Source organism: Pseudomonas sp. LRF_L74 (assembly GCF_965644255.1).
In the GTDB taxonomy this organism is placed as follows: domain Bacteria; phylum Pseudomonadota; class Gammaproteobacteria; order Pseudomonadales; family Pseudomonadaceae; genus Aquipseudomonas.
Genome location: NZ_CBFFRH010000011.1, coordinates 71,966 through 91,637 on the forward strand (window position 1 = coordinate 71,966; position 19,672 = coordinate 91,637).

Annotated in this window: 15 protein-coding genes; 11 read left to right on the forward strand and 4 right to left on the reverse strand. The window is 63.2% G+C overall.

Annotated features, from left to right (window positions below; genetic code table 11):
* Positions 1-43: 43 nt before the first annotated feature.
* From ACSZPK_RS23210 to ACSZPK_RS23245, 8 genes are all read left to right on the forward strand, one after another.
* Positions 44-1,276 carry an OprD family porin gene (locus ACSZPK_RS23210; protein ID WP_437884058.1) on the forward strand — a complete coding sequence of 411 codons (1,233 nt, stop codon included), beginning with the start codon at positions 44-46 and terminating at the stop codon, positions 1,274-1,276.
* A 307-nt stretch (positions 1,277-1,583) separates the two neighbouring features.
* On the forward strand, positions 1,584-2,291 hold the full coding sequence (locus tag ACSZPK_RS23215) for a GntR family transcriptional regulator (RefSeq protein ID WP_437883948.1): 708 nt from the start codon (positions 1,584-1,586) through the stop codon (positions 2,289-2,291).
* Entirely contained in the window at positions 2,288-3,175 is an 888-nt protein-coding gene (gene prpB, locus ACSZPK_RS23220; protein WP_437883949.1) for a methylisocitrate lyase, read from the forward strand. The genes ACSZPK_RS23215 and prpB overlap by 4 nt, the downstream gene beginning before the upstream one ends.
* Before the next feature lie 248 nt (positions 3,176-3,423).
* Entirely contained in the window at positions 3,424-4,581 is a 1,158-nt protein-coding gene (prpC, locus tag ACSZPK_RS23225; RefSeq protein ID WP_437883950.1) for a bifunctional 2-methylcitrate synthase/citrate synthase, read from the forward strand.
* A 2-nt stretch (positions 4,582-4,583) separates the two neighbouring features.
* Positions 4,584-7,190: a Fe/S-dependent 2-methylisocitrate dehydratase AcnD gene (acnD, locus tag ACSZPK_RS23230; RefSeq protein ID WP_437883951.1), complete on the forward strand. Its 2,607-nt coding sequence runs from the start codon at positions 4,584-4,586 to the stop codon at positions 7,188-7,190.
* An 83-nt stretch (positions 7,191-7,273) separates the two neighbouring features.
* The gene (gene prpF, locus ACSZPK_RS23235) at positions 7,274-8,458 is read left to right on the forward strand and encodes a 2-methylaconitate cis-trans isomerase PrpF (RefSeq protein WP_437883952.1); all 1,185 of its coding nucleotides are present in this window, start codon (positions 7,274-7,276) and stop codon (positions 8,456-8,458) included.
* A gap of 144 nt (positions 8,459-8,602) precedes the next feature.
* Positions 8,603-10,228, forward strand: a complete 1,626-nt coding sequence (locus ACSZPK_RS23240) for a methyl-accepting chemotaxis protein (RefSeq protein WP_437883953.1) — start codon at positions 8,603-8,605, stop codon at positions 10,226-10,228.
* 198 nt (positions 10,229-10,426) lie between these two features.
* Positions 10,427-11,281 carry a diguanylate cyclase domain-containing protein gene (locus ACSZPK_RS23245; RefSeq protein ID WP_437883954.1) on the forward strand — a complete coding sequence of 285 codons (855 nt, stop codon included), beginning with the start codon at positions 10,427-10,429 and terminating at the stop codon, positions 11,279-11,281.
* A 38-nt stretch (positions 11,282-11,319) separates the two neighbouring features.
* Here the strand turns inward: ACSZPK_RS23245 and ACSZPK_RS23250 are convergent, their stop codons facing one another.
* The gene (locus ACSZPK_RS23250) at positions 11,320-12,174 is read right to left on the reverse strand and encodes a hypothetical protein (RefSeq protein WP_437884059.1); all 855 of its coding nucleotides are present in this window, start codon (positions 12,172-12,174) and stop codon (positions 11,320-11,322) included.
* Between the two features lie 320 nt (positions 12,175-12,494).
* Here ACSZPK_RS23250 and ACSZPK_RS23255 point away from each other — a divergent pair, with 320 nt between their 5' ends.
* From ACSZPK_RS23255 to metE, 3 genes are all read left to right on the forward strand, one after another.
* Complete coding sequence (locus ACSZPK_RS23255; RefSeq protein WP_437883955.1) at positions 12,495-12,884, forward strand: DUF2946 family protein; 390 nt, start codon at positions 12,495-12,497, stop codon at positions 12,882-12,884.
* A 122-nt stretch (positions 12,885-13,006) separates the two neighbouring features.
* Complete coding sequence (locus ACSZPK_RS23260) at positions 13,007-15,052, forward strand: TonB-dependent receptor (protein WP_437884060.1); 2,046 nt, start codon at positions 13,007-13,009, stop codon at positions 15,050-15,052.
* Positions 15,053-15,202: 150 nt separating this feature from the next.
* Positions 15,203-17,515, forward strand: a complete 2,313-nt coding sequence (gene metE / locus ACSZPK_RS23265; protein ID WP_437883956.1) for a 5-methyltetrahydropteroyltriglutamate--homocysteine S-methyltransferase — start codon at positions 15,203-15,205, stop codon at positions 17,513-17,515.
* 67 nt (positions 17,516-17,582) lie between these two features.
* Here the strand turns inward: metE and ykgO are convergent, their stop codons facing one another.
* From ykgO to ACSZPK_RS23280, 3 genes are all read right to left on the reverse strand, one after another.
* Positions 17,583-17,729 carry a type B 50S ribosomal protein L36 gene (gene ykgO, locus ACSZPK_RS23270; RefSeq protein ID WP_437883957.1) on the reverse strand — a complete coding sequence of 49 codons (147 nt, stop codon included), beginning with the start codon at positions 17,727-17,729 and terminating at the stop codon, positions 17,583-17,585.
* A 388-nt stretch (positions 17,730-18,117) separates the two neighbouring features.
* Positions 18,118-18,480: a histone-like nucleoid-structuring protein, MvaT/MvaU family gene (locus ACSZPK_RS23275; protein ID WP_437883958.1), complete on the reverse strand. Its 363-nt coding sequence runs from the start codon at positions 18,478-18,480 to the stop codon at positions 18,118-18,120.
* A 372-nt stretch (positions 18,481-18,852) separates the two neighbouring features.
* On the reverse strand, positions 18,853-19,620 hold the full coding sequence (locus ACSZPK_RS23280; protein ID WP_437883959.1) for a TOBE domain-containing protein: 768 nt from the start codon (positions 19,618-19,620) through the stop codon (positions 18,853-18,855).
* Between the last annotated feature and the right edge of the window lie 52 nt (positions 19,621-19,672).

The window sequence follows — 19,672 nt, forward strand, 5'->3', positions numbered from 1 at the left end:
CAACAAAAACGAGAAACACACCATGAATAACACCAAGTACCTGATGGGCATCAGTGCCCCTCTGTTCGCGAGCCTGCTCGCCAGCGGTTCCGCACACGCCGACTTCATCGACGACAGCAGCGGCTCGCTGGAGCTGCGCAACTTCTACATGAACCGAGACTTTCGCCAGCAGGGCGCCGCGCAGTCGCAAGCGGGCAGTTGGTCGCAGGCGTTCATGTTGCGCATGCAGTCCGGGTTTACCGAAGGGCCGGTTGGCTTCGGTCTCGACGCCATGGGGCTGCTGGGCGTGAAGCTCGACTCCGGCCGTGGTCGCAGCGGCGACGGCACCTTGCCCTTCGGCCCGAACTCCAAGCGCCCGGTCGATGACTACAGCCACGCGGGGCTGACCGCGAAAATCCGCTATTCGAAATCGCAACTGAATGTCGGCATCCTCACGCCCACGCTGCCCGTGGTGTTTCGCGACGACGCGCGGTTGATGCCGCAGACCTTCGACGGCGCGTTGCTCGAGTCCAGGGAAATCGAGGGGCTGACCCTGACCGCGGGCCAGTTGTGGAAGTCGCGCACGCGCGAGTCGGCCGGCAGCGACAACATGTACATCGGTGGCCGCAGTGCCGCGTTCGACAGCGACGAGTTCAACCTGGCGGGCGCCACCTACGCGTTCACGCCCAACCTGAGCGCCACCTACTTCTACGGCGAGCTGAAGGACTTCTATCAGCAGCACTATGTCGGCTTGCTGCATACCTTGCCGTTGGGGGAGGGCGTTGCCCTGGTCACTGACGCACGCTACTTCGACAGCTCCACCGAGGGCGCGGGCCTGGCCGGCAGTGTCGACAACCGCAATTTCAACGTCATGAGCACGCTGAAGACGGGCGGGCACCGCTTCGGCCTGGCCTACCAGCGCATGAGCGGGGCCGATGCCTTCCCGACCCTGAACGGCTACACCCCGCCCTATACTGCCAACCTGGTCACGGTCGGCACCTTCACCTCGGCCAAGGAAACCTCCTGGCAAGCGCGTTATGACTATGACTTCGCCGCAGTCGGTATACCGGGCCTCAGCCTGATGGGGCGCTATATCAAGGGCAGCGGCATAGAGCGTGGCGCCGGCCTGAGCAGCGGCCGTGAATGGGAGCGCGATATCGACCTGGCCTACGTGATCCAGAGCGGGCCGCTGGAGGGCGTGGGCTTGAAGTGGCGCAATGCGGTTTATCGCACCAGCTACACCAGCGACATCGATGAAACGCGGATTTTCGTGACCTATACGATGAAGCTGTGGTGAGCCGTCGCTGCAATCCCTGAGTGCTTGCCATAGGAGCGGTTCCTTCTCGCCTGGATCGGGTGGGCCAGGAACCGCTCAGAACCTTTCCACCCTCTGCATTGCCCTAGGGATTGTTGACACTTCGTCACTGCCGCACGGCAGGCCGTTTTAGCCTGGCGCCATGCCCGCTGCCCTGGGCCAGCGGCCTCGGCGCCCTCCTGTCGGGTGGGCGGATTTCGATGTGAATAGCAAGATTGTCTACAAAGTTGCTTGATGGATGTGAATTTAAGGGGAATAATTCGCTCATCAAGGCAATGGTGTCGACAATATGCAGGTCATCGAAGCGCAGGACAGCGAGACACTCTCCGAGAACGTCTTCCGTCGGATCCAGTCCGCCATCGTCCAGGGCGAGATCCCGCCCGGGAGCAAGATTTCCGAACCGGAGCTGGCACGCACCTACGGCATCAGCCGGGGGCCGTTGCGTGAAGCGATCCATCGCCTGGAGGGGCAGCGCCTGCTGGTGCGCATCCCGCATGTCGGGGCCCGGGTGGTGTCGCTCAGCCAGCAGGAATTGATCGAGCTGTATGAAATCCGCGAGTCCCTCGAAGGCATGGCCTGTCGCCTGGCGGCCGAGCGCATGAGCGACGCGGATGTCGCCGAGCTGCGCCGGCTGCTGGACGTGCACGAGCAGGACGCCGCGTTCCAGGCTGGTGTCGGCTACTACCAGCAGGAAGGCGACTTCGACTTCCACTACCGGATCATCCAGGGCAGCGGCAACACGACCCTGGCGCAGATGCTCTGTGGCGAGATGTACCAACTGGTGCGCATGTATCGCCTGCAGTTCTCCGCGACGCCCAATCGCCCCCGCCAGGCGTTCGCCGAACACCACCGCATCCTCGATGCGATCGAGGGCCGTGACGGCGAACTGGCGGAGCTGCTGATGCGCCGTCACATCGCCGCGTCCAAACGCAACATCGCCCGCTACTTCGAGAGCGCAGCGCCTACCCAATCCAGCAAGAAACGAGGTGAGTCATGAGTCTGAACACGCCCGGCCAACGCTTTCGCGAGGCGGTCGCCAGCGAGCATCCGTTGCAGGTGGTCGGCACCATCAACGCCAACCATGCACTGCTGGCCAAACGCGCCGGCTTCAAGGCCATCTACCTGTCGGGCGGTGGCGTCGCGGCCGGCTCGCTCGGCTTGCCCGACCTGGGCATCAGTGGCCTCGACGATGTGCTGACCGACGTACGCCGCATCACCGATGTCTGCGATCTGCCGCTGCTGGTGGATGTCGACACCGGCTTCGGCAGCTCGGCCTTCAATGTCGCGCGTACGGTGCGCTCGATGAGCAAGTTCGGCGCGGCGGCCATCCATATCGAGGACCAGGTCGGCGCCAAGCGCTGCGGTCATCGGCCGAACAAGGAGATCGTTTCCCAGCAGGAGATGGTCGATCGGATAAAGGCTGCCGTCGATGCGCGCAGCGACGACAGCTTCGTGATCATGGCGCGTACCGATGCACTGGCCGTGGAAGGGCTGAATGCCGCGCTGGATCGCGCCGCGGCCTGCGTCGAGGCCGGCGCGGACATGATTTTCCCGGAGGCCATCACCGAACTGGGCATGTACAAGACCTTCGCCGAGCGGGTGAGGGTGCCGGTCCTGGCCAACATCACCGAGTTCGGCGCCACGCCGCTGTACACCACCGAGCAGTTGGCGAGCGCCGATGTTTCCCTGGTGCTGTACCCGCTGTCGGCGTTTCGCGCCATGAACAAGGCCGCCGAAAACGTGTTCATGGCGATTCGCCGCGACGGCACGCAACAGAACGTGATCGACACCATGCAGACCCGCATGGAGCTGTACGACCGTATTGGCTACCACGCTTTCGAACAGCACCTCGATGCGCTGTTCGCGGCCGGCAAGTCCTGATGGACGCGCGGCACGCATAAGAACCTGTTCACGATCTGCTGCGCGTCGGCCAAACAAGGTTGAAAGCGACCTGGAATGCCAGCCCAGTCGGAATGCTCATTTACAGCTCGTAAAGTCGCCCGCGACTGCGACCGTTCCTCGGCCACTTTCGCCCCTGTTTTGCTCTAGCTCGCGAGATCGTGAACAGGTTCTAAGAAACTCCAGCCTGCAGAACAACAACAAGCAACCGGATGATTAGGAGAAGCATGATGAACGCAAATGCCGAGACCCCCGGCTTCAAGCCGAAGAAGTCGGTGGCCCTGAGCGGCACCGCAGCCGGCAACACCGCCTTGTGCACCGTGGGGCGCAGCGGTAATGACCTGCATTATCGCGGCTACGACATCCTCGATGTCGCCACCACCTGTGAGTTCGAGGAAATCGCCCACCTGCTGGTCCATGGCAAGCTGCCGAACGTGGCTGAGTTGGCCGCCTACAAGAGCCGGCTCAAGTCCTTGCGCGGCATTTCCGGCGGCGTGAAGTCGGCCCTGGAACAGTTGCCGCCCTCGACCCACCCCATGGACGTGATGCGCACCGGCACCTCGGTGCTCGGCTGCCTGCAGCCGGAGAAGGACGATCACAACCATCCGGGTGCCCGCGACATCGCCGACAAGCTGATGGCTTCGCTCGGTTCGATGCTGCTGTACTGGTACCACTTCAGCCACAACGGCAAGCGCATTGAAGTGGAGACCGACGATGACTCCATCGGCGGCCACTTCCTGCACCTGCTGCACGGCGAGGCGCCACGCGAGTCCTGGGTGCGCGCCATGCACACTTCGCTGAACCTGTACGCCGAGCACGAGTTCAATGCCTCGACCTTCACCGCGCGGGTGATCGCGGGTACCGGCTCGGACATGTTCTCCTGCATGACGGGGGCGATTGGCGCGCTGCGCGGGCCGAAACACGGCGGTGCCAACGAGGTGGCGTTCGAGATCCAGAAGCGCTACGACAACCCGGACGAGGCCGAGGCGGACATCCGCGCCCGGGTCGAGCGCAAGGAAGTGGTGATCGGCTTCGGCCATCCGGTGTACACCGTTTCCGATCCGCGCAACAAGGTGATCAAGGAGGTGGCCCGCGAGCTGTCCGCCGAGCAGGACAACAGCAAGATGTTCGACATCGCCGAGCGCCTGGAAGGCGTGATGTGGGAGGTCAAGAAGATGTTCCCCAACCTCGACTGGTTCAGCGCCGTGAGCTACCACATGATGGGCGTGCCCACCGCCATGTTCACCCCGCTGTTCGTCATCGCCCGTACTTCCGGCTGGGCGAGCCATGTCATCGAGCAACGCATCGACGGCAAGATCATCCGCCCGAGTGCCAACTACACAGGCCCCGAAGACCTGCAGTTCGTGCCGCTCAAGGATCGCAGATAACGATGAACAGCCAATACCGTAAAAGCCTGCCCGGCACACCGCTGGACTACTTCGACGCGCCTGCCGCCGTCGAAGAGATTCAGGCGGGCGCCTGGGAAAAACTGCCGTACACCTCCCGTGTACTGGCCGAGCAACTGGTGCGCCGCTGCGACCCGCAGGACCTGACTGCCGCGCTGGAGCAACTGGTCTACCGCAAGCGCGACCTGGACTTCCCCTGGTATCCGGCGCGGGTGGTCTGCCATGACATTCTCGGCCAGACCGCGCTGGTCGACCTGGCCGGCCTGCGCGATGCCATCGCCGAACAGGGCGGCGACCCGGCCAAGGTCAACCCGGTGGTGCCGACCCAACTGATCGTCGACCACTCGCTGGCCGTGGAAGCGCCGGGTTTCGACCCGGATGCCTTCGACAAGAACCGCGCCATCGAGGACCGCCGCAACGAGGATCGTTTCCACTTCATCGACTGGACCAAGACCGCGTTCAAGAACGTCGACGTGATCCCGGCTGGCAACGGCATCATGCACCAGATCAACCTGGAGAAAATGAGCCCGGTGATCCAGGTGCGCGGCGGCGTGGCGTTCCCGGATACCTGCGTCGGCACCGACTCGCACACCCCGCACGTCGACGCCCTGGGCGTGATCGCCATCGGCGTGGGCGGCCTGGAAGCCGAGACCGTGATGCTTGGCCATCCGTCGATGATGCGCCTGCCCGACATCGTCGGCGTCGAGCTGAGCGGCAAGCGCCAGCCCGGGATCACCGCCACCGATATCGTCCTGGCGCTGACCGAGTTCCTGCGCAAGGAGCGGGTGGTCGGCGCCTGGGTCGAGTTCTTTGGCGAAGGGGCGGACAGCCTGTCCATCGGCGACCGCGCGACCATCTCCAACATGTGCCCGGAGTACGGCGCCACGGCCTCGATGTTCTATATCGACGCGCAGACCATCGACTACCTCAAGCTCACCGGGCGCGAGCCGGACCAGGTGCTGCTGGTGGAGCAGTACGCCAGGGCGCTGGGGCTGTGGAGCAGTGCGCTGAAGACCGCCGAGTACGAGCGCGTGCTGCGCTTCGACCTGGGCAGCGTGGGCCGCAACATGGCCGGCCCGAGCAACCCGCACAAGCGCTTGCCGACGTCGGCGCTGCATGAACGCGGCATCGCCGGCGAAGCCATGCTGGCTGCCGCCAGGGCCGAGGAGGCCAGCGGCCAGTTGCCGGATGGCGCCGTGATCATCGCCGCCATCACCAGTTGCACCAACACCTCCAATCCGCGCAACGTGATCGCCGCCGGGCTGCTGGCGAAAAAGGCCAACGCGCTGGGCTTGACCCGCAAGCCCTGGGTCAAGACCTCCTTCGCGCCGGGGTCCAAGGTGGCCAAGCTGTACCTGGACGATGCCGGCTTGCTGCCGGAGCTGGAGAAGCTCGGCTTCGGCATCGTCGCCTATGCCTGCACCACCTGCAACGGCATGTCCGGCGCGCTCGACCCGGTCATTCAAAAAGAGATCATCGACCGCGATCTGTACGCCACGGCCGTGCTTTCCGGTAACCGCAACTTCGATGGCCGTATCCATCCGTACGCCAAGCAGGCTTTCCTCGCCTCGCCGCCGCTGGTGGTGGCCTATGCCATCGCCGGCACCGTGCGCTTCGATATCGAGCAGGATGTACTGGGCCATGACCAGGCGGGTAATCCCGTTACGCTGAAGGATCTTTGGCCGAGCGACGAGGAAATCGATGCCATCGTTGCCGCTTCGGTAAAGCCCGAGCAGTTCAGGCAGGTGTATATCCCGATGTTCGACCTGGGCCGCGTGCAAGAAGCGCAAAGCCCGCTGTACGAGTGGCGCCCGCAGTCCACCTACATCCGCCGTCCGCCGTACTGGGAAGGCGCTTTGGCCGGCGAGCGCACGCTCAAGGGCATGCGCCCGCTGGCGATCCTGCCCGACAACATCACCACCGATCACCTGTCGCCGTCCAACGCCATCCTGATGGACTCGGCGGCGGGCGAATACCTGCACAAGATGGGCTTGCCGGAAGAGGACTTCAACTCCTACGCCACCCACCGTGGCGACCACCTGACCGCGCAGCGGGCGACCTTCGCCAACCCGCAACTGGTCAACGAGATGGCGGTGGTCGACGGCCAGGTGAAGAAGGGCTCGCTGGCCCGCGTCGAGCCGGAAGGTCGGGTGATGCGTATGTGGGAAGCCATCGAAACCTACATGAATCGCAAGCAGAACCTGATCATCGTCGCCGGTGCCGACTACGGCCAGGGCTCGTCCCGTGACTGGGCGGCCAAGGGCGTGCGCCTGGCTGGTGTCGAGGTGATCGTCGCCGAGGGCTTCGAACGTATCCACCGCACCAACCTGGTCGGCATGGGCGTGTTGCCGGTGGAGTTCAAGCCGGGCACCACGCGCCTGACCCTGGGCCTGGATGGCAGCGAGACCTACGACATCGAGGGGGCCATAGCGCCGCGCTGCGAGCTGACCCTGGTGGTCCGCCGGCGCAATGGCGAAAGGCTCGAAGTGCCAGTGATTTGCCGCCTGGACACCGCGGCCGACGTCAGTGTGTACAAGGCTGGCGGCGTGCTGCAGCGCTTCGCCAAGGACTTCCTCAAAGGTGCGGCTTGATCTCGTAGGGTGGATCGGTGAGGCGTGAGCTACGTGCCCCGATCCACCCTACGATTCATTTATCTTCCTGTCAGGACCCAACCATGGCTTCTCAAGCGCAGATCAAAATCGCCGCCACCTACATGCGTGGCGGCACCAGCAAGGGCGTGTTCTTCCGTTTGCAGGACCTGCCCGAACGCTGCCAGGTGCCGGGCGAGGCGCGCGATCGTCTGTTCATGCGGGTGATCGGCAGCCCCGACCCCTATGCCAAGCAGATCGATGGCATGGGGGGCGCCACCTCCAGTACCAGCAAGTGCGTGATCCTGTCGAAGAGCGAACGCCCGGGGCATGACGTCGACTACCTCTATGGCCAGGTGTCCATCGACAGCGCCTTCGTCGACTGGAGCGGCAACTGCGGCAACCTGAGCACGGCTGCCGGTGCGTTCGCCCTGCACGCGGGCCTGGTCGATCCCGCCCGCATCCCCGACAACGGTATCTGCACGGTGCGCATCTGGCAGGCCAATATCGGCAAGACCATCGTCGCCCACGTGCCGGTCAGCGCCGGGCGGGTGCAGGAAACGGGCGATTTCGAGCTGGACGGCGTGACTTTTCCGGCGGCGGAGATCGTGCTCGAATTTCTCGATCCGGCCGAAGAAGGCGACGGCGGCTCGATGTTCCCCACTGGTAATCTGGTCGATGAACTCCAGGTGCCTGGCGTCGGCAGCCTGCAAGCGACCCTGATCAATGCCGGCATCCCGACCATCTTCGTCAACGCCAGCGATATCGGCTACCAGGGCACCGAGCTGCAGGACGCGATCAATGGCGATGCCGCCGCCCTGGCACGCTTCGAGGCCATCCGGGTGGCCGGGGCTCTGCGCATGGGGCTGATCGAGACGGCGGAGCAGGCCGCGACACGCCAGCACACGCCGAAGGTCGCTTTCGTCTCGCCACCTAAGGATTACCGGGCATCCAGCGGCAAGCAGGTCGGCGCGCAAGACGTCGACCTGCTGGTACGCGCGCTGTCCATGGGCAAGCTGCACCATGCCATGATGGGCACGGCCGCCGTGGCGATCGGGACCGCGGCGGCGATCCCCGGCACCCTGGTGAACCTGGCCGCTGGCGGCGGCGAGCGGCAGTCGGTGCGCTTTGGCCATCCCTCCGGGAGCCTGCGGGTCGGTGCCGAAGCGCATCAGGTGGCCGGCGAGTGGCGCGTGACCAAGGCCATCATGAGCCGCAGCGCGCGGGTGCTGATGGAAGGCTGGGTGCGCGTTCCCGGGGGGGCGTTCTGAGGGGCGCTCTTCATCGTCTTTTTCGGGGGAAGTAAACACCTTTCTAGAAGTTGATCTGGCATGACGCGGGAGTGGTAGGATCGTGCAGCCGTGCATTGGCATGGCATCAAAGCAATAACAATCACTTTCCTAGAGGTCGGCGCCATGGTGCTACGGCGTATGAATATCGCCCCGCGGGCGATTGCTGGTTTTTCCCTGATTGCGCTGCTTGTCCTTCTGCTCGGCCTGTTCGCCATGAGCCAGATGCGAAGTATCCGGGGGGCTACGGTGGAACTGACCGAAGATACCTTGCCCAGCTATGCCGCGTTGGGGACGATCAACGAGAAGATGCTGCGCCTGCGCATCGTGTCCTTTCGTCTGTTGGTGGACCGTGAGCCGGCCTTGCTGGATGCGACCCTGGCCCGTGGCGCGGAACTGACCGCGCAACTGAAGAAGGTCCAGGCCGACTATGAGTCGATCGTCAGCGAGGGCGCCGAGCGCACTCAATACGAGCAGTTCAAGCAGGTGCTGGCCGAGTACCTGGTGCTCAACGACAAACTGGTGCAATTGTCGCGCGCCAACGATATGGAGGGCATGCGCACCTTGCTCGGGGGGGAGTACAAGGCGCGTTCGGACGCCATGGGCGCAATGCTGGACAAGCTGATCCAGGTCAATCGCGAGTCGGGTGAAAAGGCCGCGAGGGATGCGACCAGCGAATACGACTATTCGATGAACGTCGTCCTGCTGTTCATGCTGCTGGCCGCCGCGCTTACCGCGACGCTGGCCTTGCTGTTGACGCGCAGCATCGTGCTGCCACTGCGCCAGGCGGTGCAGGTGGCCCAGGTGGTGGCCTCTGGCGACCTGACGGAGAACATCCGGGTCGATGGCCGCGACGAGCCGGCACGCCTGCTCGATTCGCTCAGGACCATGCAGCAGAGCCTCAAGAGCACGCTGCAGAGCATCGCTCATTCCTCCTCGCAACTGGCTTCGGCTGCCGAAGAGCTCAATGCGGTCACCGAGGACTCCAGCCGCGGGCTGCATCAACAGAACAACGAGATCGAACAGGCCGCTACGGCGGTGAACGAAATGACCACCGCCGTCGACGAGGTGGCCCACAACGCGGTCGCCACCTCGGAAGCGTCAAGGGACTCCGACCGGACCGCACGCGAGGGGCAGGAGCAGGTCAACCGTACCGTCGATGCCATCGGCCAGCTCGCCGAGGACGTGACGACCACCTCGACCCAGGTCGAGCAGCTCGCGGAGAAGGTGCACGATATCAGCAAGGTGCTGGATGTGATCCGTACCATTGCCGAGCAGACCAACCTGCTGGCGCTCAATGCGGCGATCGAGGCGGCGCGTGCCGGTGAGCAGGGCCGCGGTTTCGCCGTGGTGGCCGATGAGGTCCGCGCGCTCGCGCACCGCACCCAGCAATCGACCCAGGAAATCGAACAGATGATCGGCGGCATCCAGCAGGGCACCGACCTGGCGATGGGCTCGATGCGCGCCAGCAACGAACGGGCGCGTTCCACCCTGGAACTGGCACGGGCGGCGGGAGTGGCCTTGCAAAAGATCACCGAGGCGATCAGCCACATCACCGAGCGCAACCTGGTCATCGCCAGTGCCTCGGAAGAGCAGGCCCAGGTCGCCCGGGAGGTGGACCGCAACCTGGTCAACATCCGCGACCTGGCCCTGCAGACGTCGGCCGGGGCCAACCAGACCAACGCTGCCAGCCAGGAGCTTTCGCGCCTGGCGATCGACCTTAATACCCTGGTGACCCGCTTCACCATCTGAGCGATCGCTCTCGGAAACCCTGTCTCATGGCAGGGTTTCCCTTGCGCTTCGCCATGCAATTGCAACAGGCATCCGGACTCGGGAGCGTTGCCGAGGGCGTCAGCCTCACTATGCTGACGATGTCCGCCTGATCCAGCAAGGATCGTCCGTCAGCGATCAGGCTATGATCACGCCCACCGAACCGGATTCCCGCACCCTATGCCCGTTGACCTGCAAGCGCTCTATCCCAGGCTGATCCAACTGATGCTGGACACGGTTTTCGTGGTCGACAGGGACGATCAGATCGTCTTCGTCAGCGATGCCTGCGAGGCGCTGCTGGGATACCGTGCCGACGAGTTGGTCGGCACCCCGATTACTTCTTACATGCACCCAGAAGACCTGGCGGCCACCAGGGCTTCGATTGTGCGGGTGATGAGCGGCCAGCCGCATTTCGATTTCCGCAATCGCTATATCCGCAAGGATGGCGGCGTCGTCTACATCCTGTGGGCGGCTTTCTGGTCGGAGGAGGTGGGCGCGCGGATCGGCGTGGCGCGGGATGTAACGGCCCTTGCCCTGTCGGAAGAAGAGCTGCGTTTCCTCGCTCACCATGACCCGCTGACCAAGCTGACCAACCGCTCGCTGTTCAATGACCGCCTGGCGGCCGCCCTGCGCGCGGCGCATCGCCATGGCAGCACGCTGGCCTTGCTGTTCCTCGACATCAATGACTTCAAGACGGTTAACGATGTGCATGGGCATGCCGCTGGCGATCGCGTGTTGTGCGAGACGGCGCGGCGCCTGCAAGGCTGTGTGCGCGAGACGGACACGGTGGCCAGGCTCGGTGGCGACGAGTTCGTCGTGTTGCTGACGGATATCCAGCTGGACGCTTTCGTTGCCGAGAAGGTGCAGCAGATCCTCGCGGCCATGGCCGAGCCCTTGGGCGATGAGTTCGCCGGGCTGAGGATGCCGTCCTGCAGCATCGGCGTGGCCTGTTATCCGGAGCACGGGACGAGTGCCGATGCGCTGCTCAGGCATGCCGATAGCGACATGTACCGGATCAAGCGCAAGCGGGACTAAGGCTGCCTGCGCGAAGCGCTGTTTCAGGGCGCGCGGATTTACTGGACCGCACGCAACGCCAGCACGCGGTCGCGCCCGCCTTCGGCAATCAGGTAGGTGCCGTTGCCGGTGGCGACGATGCCCTGCGGGGCCTTGAGGAAGGACAGCACGGTATGCCGCTGCCCGCCTGGGTCAACCAGCAGCAGGCGGGCACGATGGGTGGAGTCTTCGGTGATCCAGAGGCCGCGCTCGTCGCACAGCAGGAAGGTCGGATTCTTCAGGCCCTGGAGCAGCACCGGATCGAGGCCGTCGCTGCTGACCTGGCGTACCGTGCCTTTTGCCTTTTCCGTGTACAGCATGCGGCCATCGCTACAGCGGGTGAGGGCTTCGGTTTCGGAAAGGTTGTCGCGTAGTACGGTGAGGCTGGCGTCGCTCCAGCGATAACGCAGCAGCCTGCCATCGCCCTTGCGGTCTTCGATGGCGTAGAGGTAGTCGGCATCGGCCCACAGCCCCTGGGCGTTATTGGCCTCGAACAGGGGATAGACCTTGCCTTGCCTGAACAGGCTCACCGGCGAATTGCCCGACTCTTGGCTGAATGCCACACCACCCTGTGCCGGGATCATGCCATCGGGTTTGGACAAGCCTTCGACGACCAACTGCCTGGTTCCGTCCGGCGCGATATGCAGGATACTGCCGCGCCCGTCCTGCAATTCCTGGCTGACCAGGACGCCGTCGGCCTGCTGCACCAGCGATGCGGCCTTGTGTACGTTCCGGTAGGCCACATCGTAGCTCCAACCGCTGGCGGCCGTGACGGGATAGAAGTTCTGCCAGGCGAAGAAGGCGCCCGTGACAGCGGTCAGCGCCATCAGCGAAAGAGCGGCCCGGCGCAGGCCTATTCTCATGCCCGGGGGCATAACGTCACGTTGTCTGTCGTGCGGGTAGATGTCTATTTCGGTGAACAACGCAGTGCTCCAGTCGAACTGGCGAATGCCTTCAGAAAGGGCGGCCATGGTAATGCTCCAGCATGTGAAAAAAACGTGACGGCCAATTGGGGGCCGTTTCGGGAAGGCCGGATGTCCACGAAGACGGCCATGCCCAAGCCTGCTGGAGCGCGAGGCCGCATGGCCTGGTCGGGCAACAGCGGATAGGTGTACGTTCAGGCGGGTTCGTGCCGCGACAATCGATCTCAGGCAGCGCTTAGCGTTCGTGAGTGGCGGGTGGTAAAGTCGCCGCCATGAAAATCGCCCGTCACCCACGATCGCTGATTGCATGGACGCTCTACGCCAGCGTTCTGTTCAGCCTGTTCGTGTGCGGCATCCACCATGGGCAGATGGGCGGCTTGGCGCTCAGTGGCCTGGAGGGTGGCTACTGCGGCCTGGACAGTGAAAGTGGGCATGGCTTCGCTGGCACCGACTCGGACCCGCAGGCGGCCGTGCAACTGGACTGCTCGCTCGGCTCCTCGTGCTCGGCGCTGGCCTCCAACGCCATGCACTGGAGCCTCGGCGATAGGCCAGCGGGAGCGCTTGCGCCAATCGTCGCGCGCTCCTGGGCGCAGCCTCCGCCCCGTTACCTGTGGCCTTCGCTCAATCCCCGCGCATCGCCCGTTGCCTTCCTCGCAGTGTGAGTCTTTCAGCCTGATTCGCTAGGCGCAGCATGCCCTGCGCCGTGCGCAAACAGCATCACGTCTTTGCCTGGAAATTATCGTTGATGAACACAAGGAACGCTTTTTCGGCGCCGTGCCTGCGCATGCGCCTGCAACCCGCATTGTCTCTGTGCGCACCGCCGCTGGTATGCGGCCTGTTCGCTCTGTCTGCGCCCAGCCAGGCCGTGGCCGAGGGCGAGTCGGTGCTCACGCTCGGGGCGGTGACCGTCAGCAGTGATGAGCGAGGCCCACTGGCGAGCCGCAACATTCTCAGTTCGGTCGATGTGGTCGGTGCGGACATTCTGGAAAAACAGCCGGTGCAATACAGCTGGGAACTGTTCAATCGGTTACCGGGCGTCATGCTGACGCAGTTCAACCAGGGCACCACCTCGGGGAAGCTGTCTTTTCGCGGCTTCAATGGCGAGGGCGAGGTGAACGCGGTCAAGTTGCTGATCGATGGCATTCCCAGCAACAGCAACGACGGTAACATGCCCTTCATCGACATGGTCTCGCCCCTGGAGATCGAGAGCATCGAGGTGGTGCGCGGCACCAATGATCCGCGCTATGGCCTGCACAACATCGCCGGCAACGCCAGCATCGATACCCGCCAGGGCGGCAACGCTGGCAAGTTGCGCGTGCGCTACGGCAGTTTCGATAGCCGCGATGTGCAAGTGGTCAAAGGCATCGAGTCAGGCAGCTGGAGCCAGAACTATGCCCTGAGCTACCAGGCCAGTGGGGGCTACCGCGACCACGCCGATACCGAGCGCCTGGGCGTTTCCGGCAAATGGTTCTACACCGCGGCCGATGAATCCTGGCGCGCCGGTTTGAGCGCGCGCCACTACACGGCCGATGCCGATGAAGCCGGTTACCTGAGCCATGCCGATGCGCGAGATGCCCCGCGCCAATCCTATGCCAACAACGCCACCGATACAGGTGAGCGAGAGATGAATCAACTCAGCCTGCACCTGGATGCCAGCCTGGCCGAGGCGCTGAGCTGGAGTGGCAAGGCCTATGTGAACACCTTCGAGGACCGGCGCTGGACCCAGTACTGGCGCACCTCGTCGCAGCAGGAACGTTATGCGGACGAGACCCAGTATGGCGCGCTGAGCAGCCTGACCTGGCGACCGCGGATAGAGGGCCTGCATGCCTTTGCCCTGGAGGGTGGGGCAGAGGTGCAACGCCAGGAGAACGAAAGCCTGCGTTATCGCACGCAACTGCGCAGCCGCGTCGCGCAGACCCGCGACCAGCGTTTCGACCTGAATGTCTACGGCGCCTACGTACAGGCGGTGGTCGAACCGACCGATACCTTGAAGATCATCCCGGCCTACCGGGTCGACAAGGTCTATGGCGACTACACCAACGAGCTGACCGGCGAACATGCCGGGGTCAACGACTACGGGCTGATTCGCCAGCCCAAACTCAGCGTCGTCTATTCGCCATGGGCGCAGGCCAGCCTGTACGCCAACTGGGGCCGCACGTTCCAGATCGGTGTCGGCTCCGCCGCCTATCGCCTGGCGACCCAGAGCGATGACCTCAAGCCGTCGATCAACGATGGCTGGGAGACGGGCATTACCTTCAGGCCCGCGAGCTGGCTGGATGGCCGTATCGCCTATTGGCAGCAGAAGGCTTCGGATGAAGTGCAGCGCAAGCTCAACGATGCGCTGGGCGATGCCGAGAACGTCGGCAAGACCCTGCGCAAAGGCTGGGACGTGCAGGTCAATCTGTATCCGACCGAGGACAGCAGCCTCTGGCTGTCCTACTCGCGGCAGTTCTCCGAGATTCTCCAGCCCAATCCCAACCTGCCCGCCAGCAAGGGCAAGGAAATGGACCACGTTCCCCATCACCTGTATGCGCTCGGCTCCAGCTACCGGTTGACGCCGAAGCTCGAAGTATCGGCCTGGGTCAATGGCCAGAGCGACTACTACCTGGAGCGCACCAATAGCACGGGCACCTTCGGCGGCTACGTATTGCTCAACCTGGGCGCGACCTACCAGGTCACGCCGACGCTGAGTGTCGACCTGCAGGCCAAGAACGTCACCGACCGCTATTACGAGTACGTCTGGTACGACGACACTGCCGGGGTAGAGCAGTCCCTGCATGCCGCGGGTGATGGGCGGGCCTTGTATGCGGGGCTGACCCTGGACTTCTGAAGTGCCGGCACGAGGCATGGCCCGTAGGCGAATTGAACGGATTGCGTGTTCATGAGGAAAATTCGTTTTCAACGTAAATTAATTGAGTTTGTCTCATGAAGTGACGGCGCCGAGAATTCCTCCAGATTTTTTAACTGGAGGATTTCACCCATGGCCCTGGCACATACGCTTGGCTTCCCGCGCATCGGTCGCGACCGCGAACTGAAAAAAGCCCAGGAGGCGTTCTGGAAAGGCGAACTGGACGAAGCCGGCCTGCGCGCCGTGGGGCGCGAACTGCGTGCCAGCCACTGGCAGGTACAGAAGGACGCGGGTATCGAGCTGCTGCCGGTCGGCGATTTCGCCTGGTACGACCAGGTGCTGGCCCATTCGCTGACCTTCGGCGTGATCCCCGAGCGCTTCCGTGCTCATGGCAACCGCAAGCCGACCTTGCAGACCCTGTTCGCCATGGCCCGTGGTGCGCTGGCGAACAATGACGGCGACAACTGCTGCGGCGCCCATGCCCAGGAGATGACCAAATGGTTCGACACCAACTACCACTACCTGGTCCCGGAGTTCAGCGCCGAGCAGCAGTTCGAACTGAGCTGGGAGCAGTTGTTCGAGGAGGTTGACGAGGCCAGGGCCCTGGGCCACAGGGTCAAGCCGGTGGTGATCGGTCCGCTGACCTACCTGTGGCTGGGCAAGGCCAAGGGCAGCGAGTTCGACAAGCTGGAGCTGGTCGATCGCCTGCTGCCGTTGTACGGCCAGATTTTCCAGCGCCTGGCTGCCCAGGGCGTCGAGTGGGTGCAGATCGACGAGCCGATTCTGGTGCTGGACCTGCCGCAGGATTGGAAAAACGCCTTCGAGCGGGTCTACAACCTGCTCCAGCGCGAACCGTTGAAGAAGCTGGTCGCGACCTACTTCGGCGGCCTGGAAGACAACCTCGGCCTGGCTGCGGGCCTGCCGGTGGACGGCCTGCACATCGACCTGGTGCGTGCGCCTGAGCAGTACCCGACCATCCTGGACCGGCTACCGGCCTACAAGGTGTTGTCCCTGGGGCTGGTCAATGGCCGTAACGTCTGGCGCTGCGACCTGGAGAAGGCATTGGGCGTGCTGCGCCATGCCCATGAGCGTCTGGGCGAGCGGTTGTGGGTCGCGCCATCCTGTTCCTTGCTGCACAGTCCGGTCGACCTCGACCGTGAGGACAAGCTGGATGCCGAGCTGAAGAGCTGGCTGGCTTTCGCCGTGCAGAAGTGCCAGGAAGTCGCCGTGCTGGCGAGTGCGATCAATGAGCCAGAGCGTGCCGTGGTTATCCAGGCCATTGCCGAAAGTCGCGTGGTGCAGCAGCGCCGCGCCGCTTCGCCACGTATCCACAAGCCGGCCGTGCAGGCTCGCCTCGCCGCGATCAAACCAGCGGATAGCCAGCGCCACTCGGTGTTCGCCGAACGTATCGCGCTGCAACGTGCCGACCTCAACCTGCCTGCATTCCCGACCACCACCATCGGTTCGTTCCCGCAGACCGCCTCGATCCGCCTGGCCCGGCAGTCGTTCAGGCAAGGCAAGCTCAGTGCCGCCGCGTATACCGAGGCGATGCACAGCGAGATCCGTCACGCCGTAGAGATCCAGGAATGCCTGGGCCTGGACGTGCTGGTACACGGTGAGGCCGAGCGCAACGACATGGTCGAATACTTCGCCGAGCAGCTCGACGGTTATGCGTTCACTCGTTTCGGCTGGGTACAGAGCTACGGTTCGCGCTGTGTGAAACCGGCGGTGATCTATGGCGACCTGAGCCGCCCGAAAGCCATGACCGTAGACTGGATCACCTACGCCCAGGGCCTTACCGACAAGGTAATGAAAGGCATGCTGACCGGCCCGGTGACCATGCTGATGTGGTCTTTCCCGCGCGATGACATCTCCCGCGAGCAGCAGGCGCGTCAACTGGCGCTGGCCATTCGTGACGAAGTGGTCGACCTGGAAGCCGCTGGCATCAGGATCATCCAGATCGACGAGGCGGCGTTCCGCGAAGGCCTGCCGCTGCGCAAGTCGCAATGGCAGGAATACCTGGACTGGGCCACCGAGTCGTTCCGTCTGAGCGCTTGCGGGGTGCGCGACAAGACGCAGATCCACACCCACATGTGCTACAGCGAGTTCAACGATGTGATCGAGTCCATCGCCGCCATGGATGCCGATGTGATCACCATCGAGACCTCGCGTTCGGACATGGAGTTGCTGGAGGCCTTCGAGCGCTTCGACTACCCGAACGAGATCGGCCCGGGTGTCTACGACATCCACTCGCCTCGGGTGCCGACCCTGGAGGAGATCGTCAACCTGCTGCGCAAGGCGGCCCGTCGTATTCCGGCGCAGCGGTTGTGGGTCAACCCGGACTGCGGCTTGAAGACCCGTGCCTGGCCGGAGACCGAAGCCGCGCTGGTGAACATGGTGGCGGCGGCACGCGAGCTGCGCAGAACCGGCATACAGAGCGCCTGACCGACGGCGTGAGCACAATAGGGCGCAAGGTCTTCCTTGCGCCCCATATGTGTTTGCCGCGAAGAAATCACCCGCGCTTTTTCTTCACGCCGCCCTGGCGTGCCTTGAAGCGTGGGTTGGTTTTGCAGATCACGTACAGACGCCCACGGCGTTTGACGACCTGACAATCGCGGTGACGCAGTTTTGCCTGCTTGAGCGAGGATAAGACCTGCATGTTCGACTCCTTGTTTATTTACGTAATAACATAACATTATCGCGAAGCATTAGCATTTGGCAAGGCTTTGTCAGGATGGATCGCAGGGGAGTGAGTGTCAGGTTGGTGGGCTGTAGATGGCACGACGGTAATGGCCGGCAGGCAAAGCCCGATCGGCTCGGCCGCTATAACCGGCGGCGTGTCTTGGCTGGCATGCCGTTATTGATCAGAAGCCAGGTGACTGGCAGGTAACCGCTTGCAACTTTCCAGATGCCGACACGGGGCTTCGGCTGAGGTCTTGTTGCGTGGGCTGATGTCCGTATGTGCGGGGCGCTGGGCGATCAACATGGATAGTTGGCCCGGAAATAAAAAAGCCCGGAACATATCCGGGCTTTTCACTGAGGCTTGCTTATTGCAGCCAGGACTCGACGGTGTCGGAACCGTGTTGTTCTTTCCAGGCCTTGAGAACTTTGTGGTTGCCGCCTTTGGTTTCTACCACTTCGCCTGTCTTCGGGTTCTTGTAGCGTTTGACCGCACGTTCGCGACGCGATGCTTTCGCCGGGGCGGCAACACGGCTGACGCTGTGGGATTGCGGGTCGAGGATGGCGATGACGTCGCGCAGGTTCTTGTCGTAGCTCTTCATCAACTCTTGCAGCTTGGTTTCGAACTCGATTTCTTTTTGCAGGGCGTTATCGTTCTTCAGGGCTTCCAGCTCGGCGAGCTGGGCGGCAAGTTGTTGTTCCAGTGCACGGTATTCGGCAAGTTTCGACATGGTGGCTCCTAGGGCAGAAGAACGCTCTATTACAAAGTATTGGTAATAAAGAGTGAGGCGTTTGGGATATAGATCAGACCGGGTGTTTCCCGTTGGGTACATAGAGTACGGGTTTCTGGCTTAGTTCTCCAAGAGTTTTATGAGTCGACGCCCAAGTAGTGTTGAAGACCGTCGCCCGAGTTCTTAAACGGGTGATCTTTCAAGTCGATAAGAAGGGCTATTCAAAAGACTTTTTCCTGCTGCAACTTCTACTCGTTAGTCGCCACCAGGAGGCGCGGCATCGGGGGCGCAGCGCGGATATGCTCCAAATCGGCTGTGGCGATCTGGTTGTATCGCGGATTTCGATCAAGGATGTTTCATGGACTGGACAGGTTATAGCGTGCAGAGAATGACCTGGGATGGCTCGATGCGCAGGGTCACTTCCAGGCCTGTCTGTAATGCCAGCTCGTTGGCCGTGAGCAACGCCGTCATTTGCAGGCCACCCGCCAGTTGTAACTGAACCTCGGTGTCGCGCGCTCCGTGTTCGATCTGCTGGATTTGCGCGCGGTAGCTGTTGAGCGCGTCCGTAGCCGGGTCGAGGCTGAGCTCGACCCAGCCGGCCTTGATCAAGGCGAATATTTCATCATCGACCTTGAGTCCAAGACGTTCCGTGCTGGCACGGGTTATCGAGGCGAACAGGCGCAGGCCGCCTTGCAGCTCCAGCGCCACCAGATCGTTGAGGTCGCCAGTCTCGATATGGACGATACGTGCGAGCAACTGGTTGCGGGCACTGGTGCGCAGGCGCAGGCGATCCATGATCTGCAGATAAGGGGCCGCGCCGCCATCCTGGCCAAGAATGGCAAGGAAGCGTTCATGTTCTTCCTGATAACGGCGGAACGCCGCGATCAGTTGCAGGCCCGCGTCAGTCAGACGTGTACCGCCGCCGCCCTTGCCGCCGGCGCTGCGTTCGACCAGTGGGCTGCCAGCGGCGTTGTTCATGGCATCGACGGCATCCCAGGCGGACTTGTAGCTCATGCCCATGGCCTTGGCGGCCTGGCTGATCGAGCCGCTGTCGTTGATGCGCGACAGCAGTTCGATGCGCCCCTGGCCAGCCAGGTTCTTGCCATTGTGGGTGATCCAGAAACGTCCTTCGAGCTTCATGACGGTGGCTTTCGTGGCGGTGATGATGCCGGGAAGCTTAACACCGCGACCG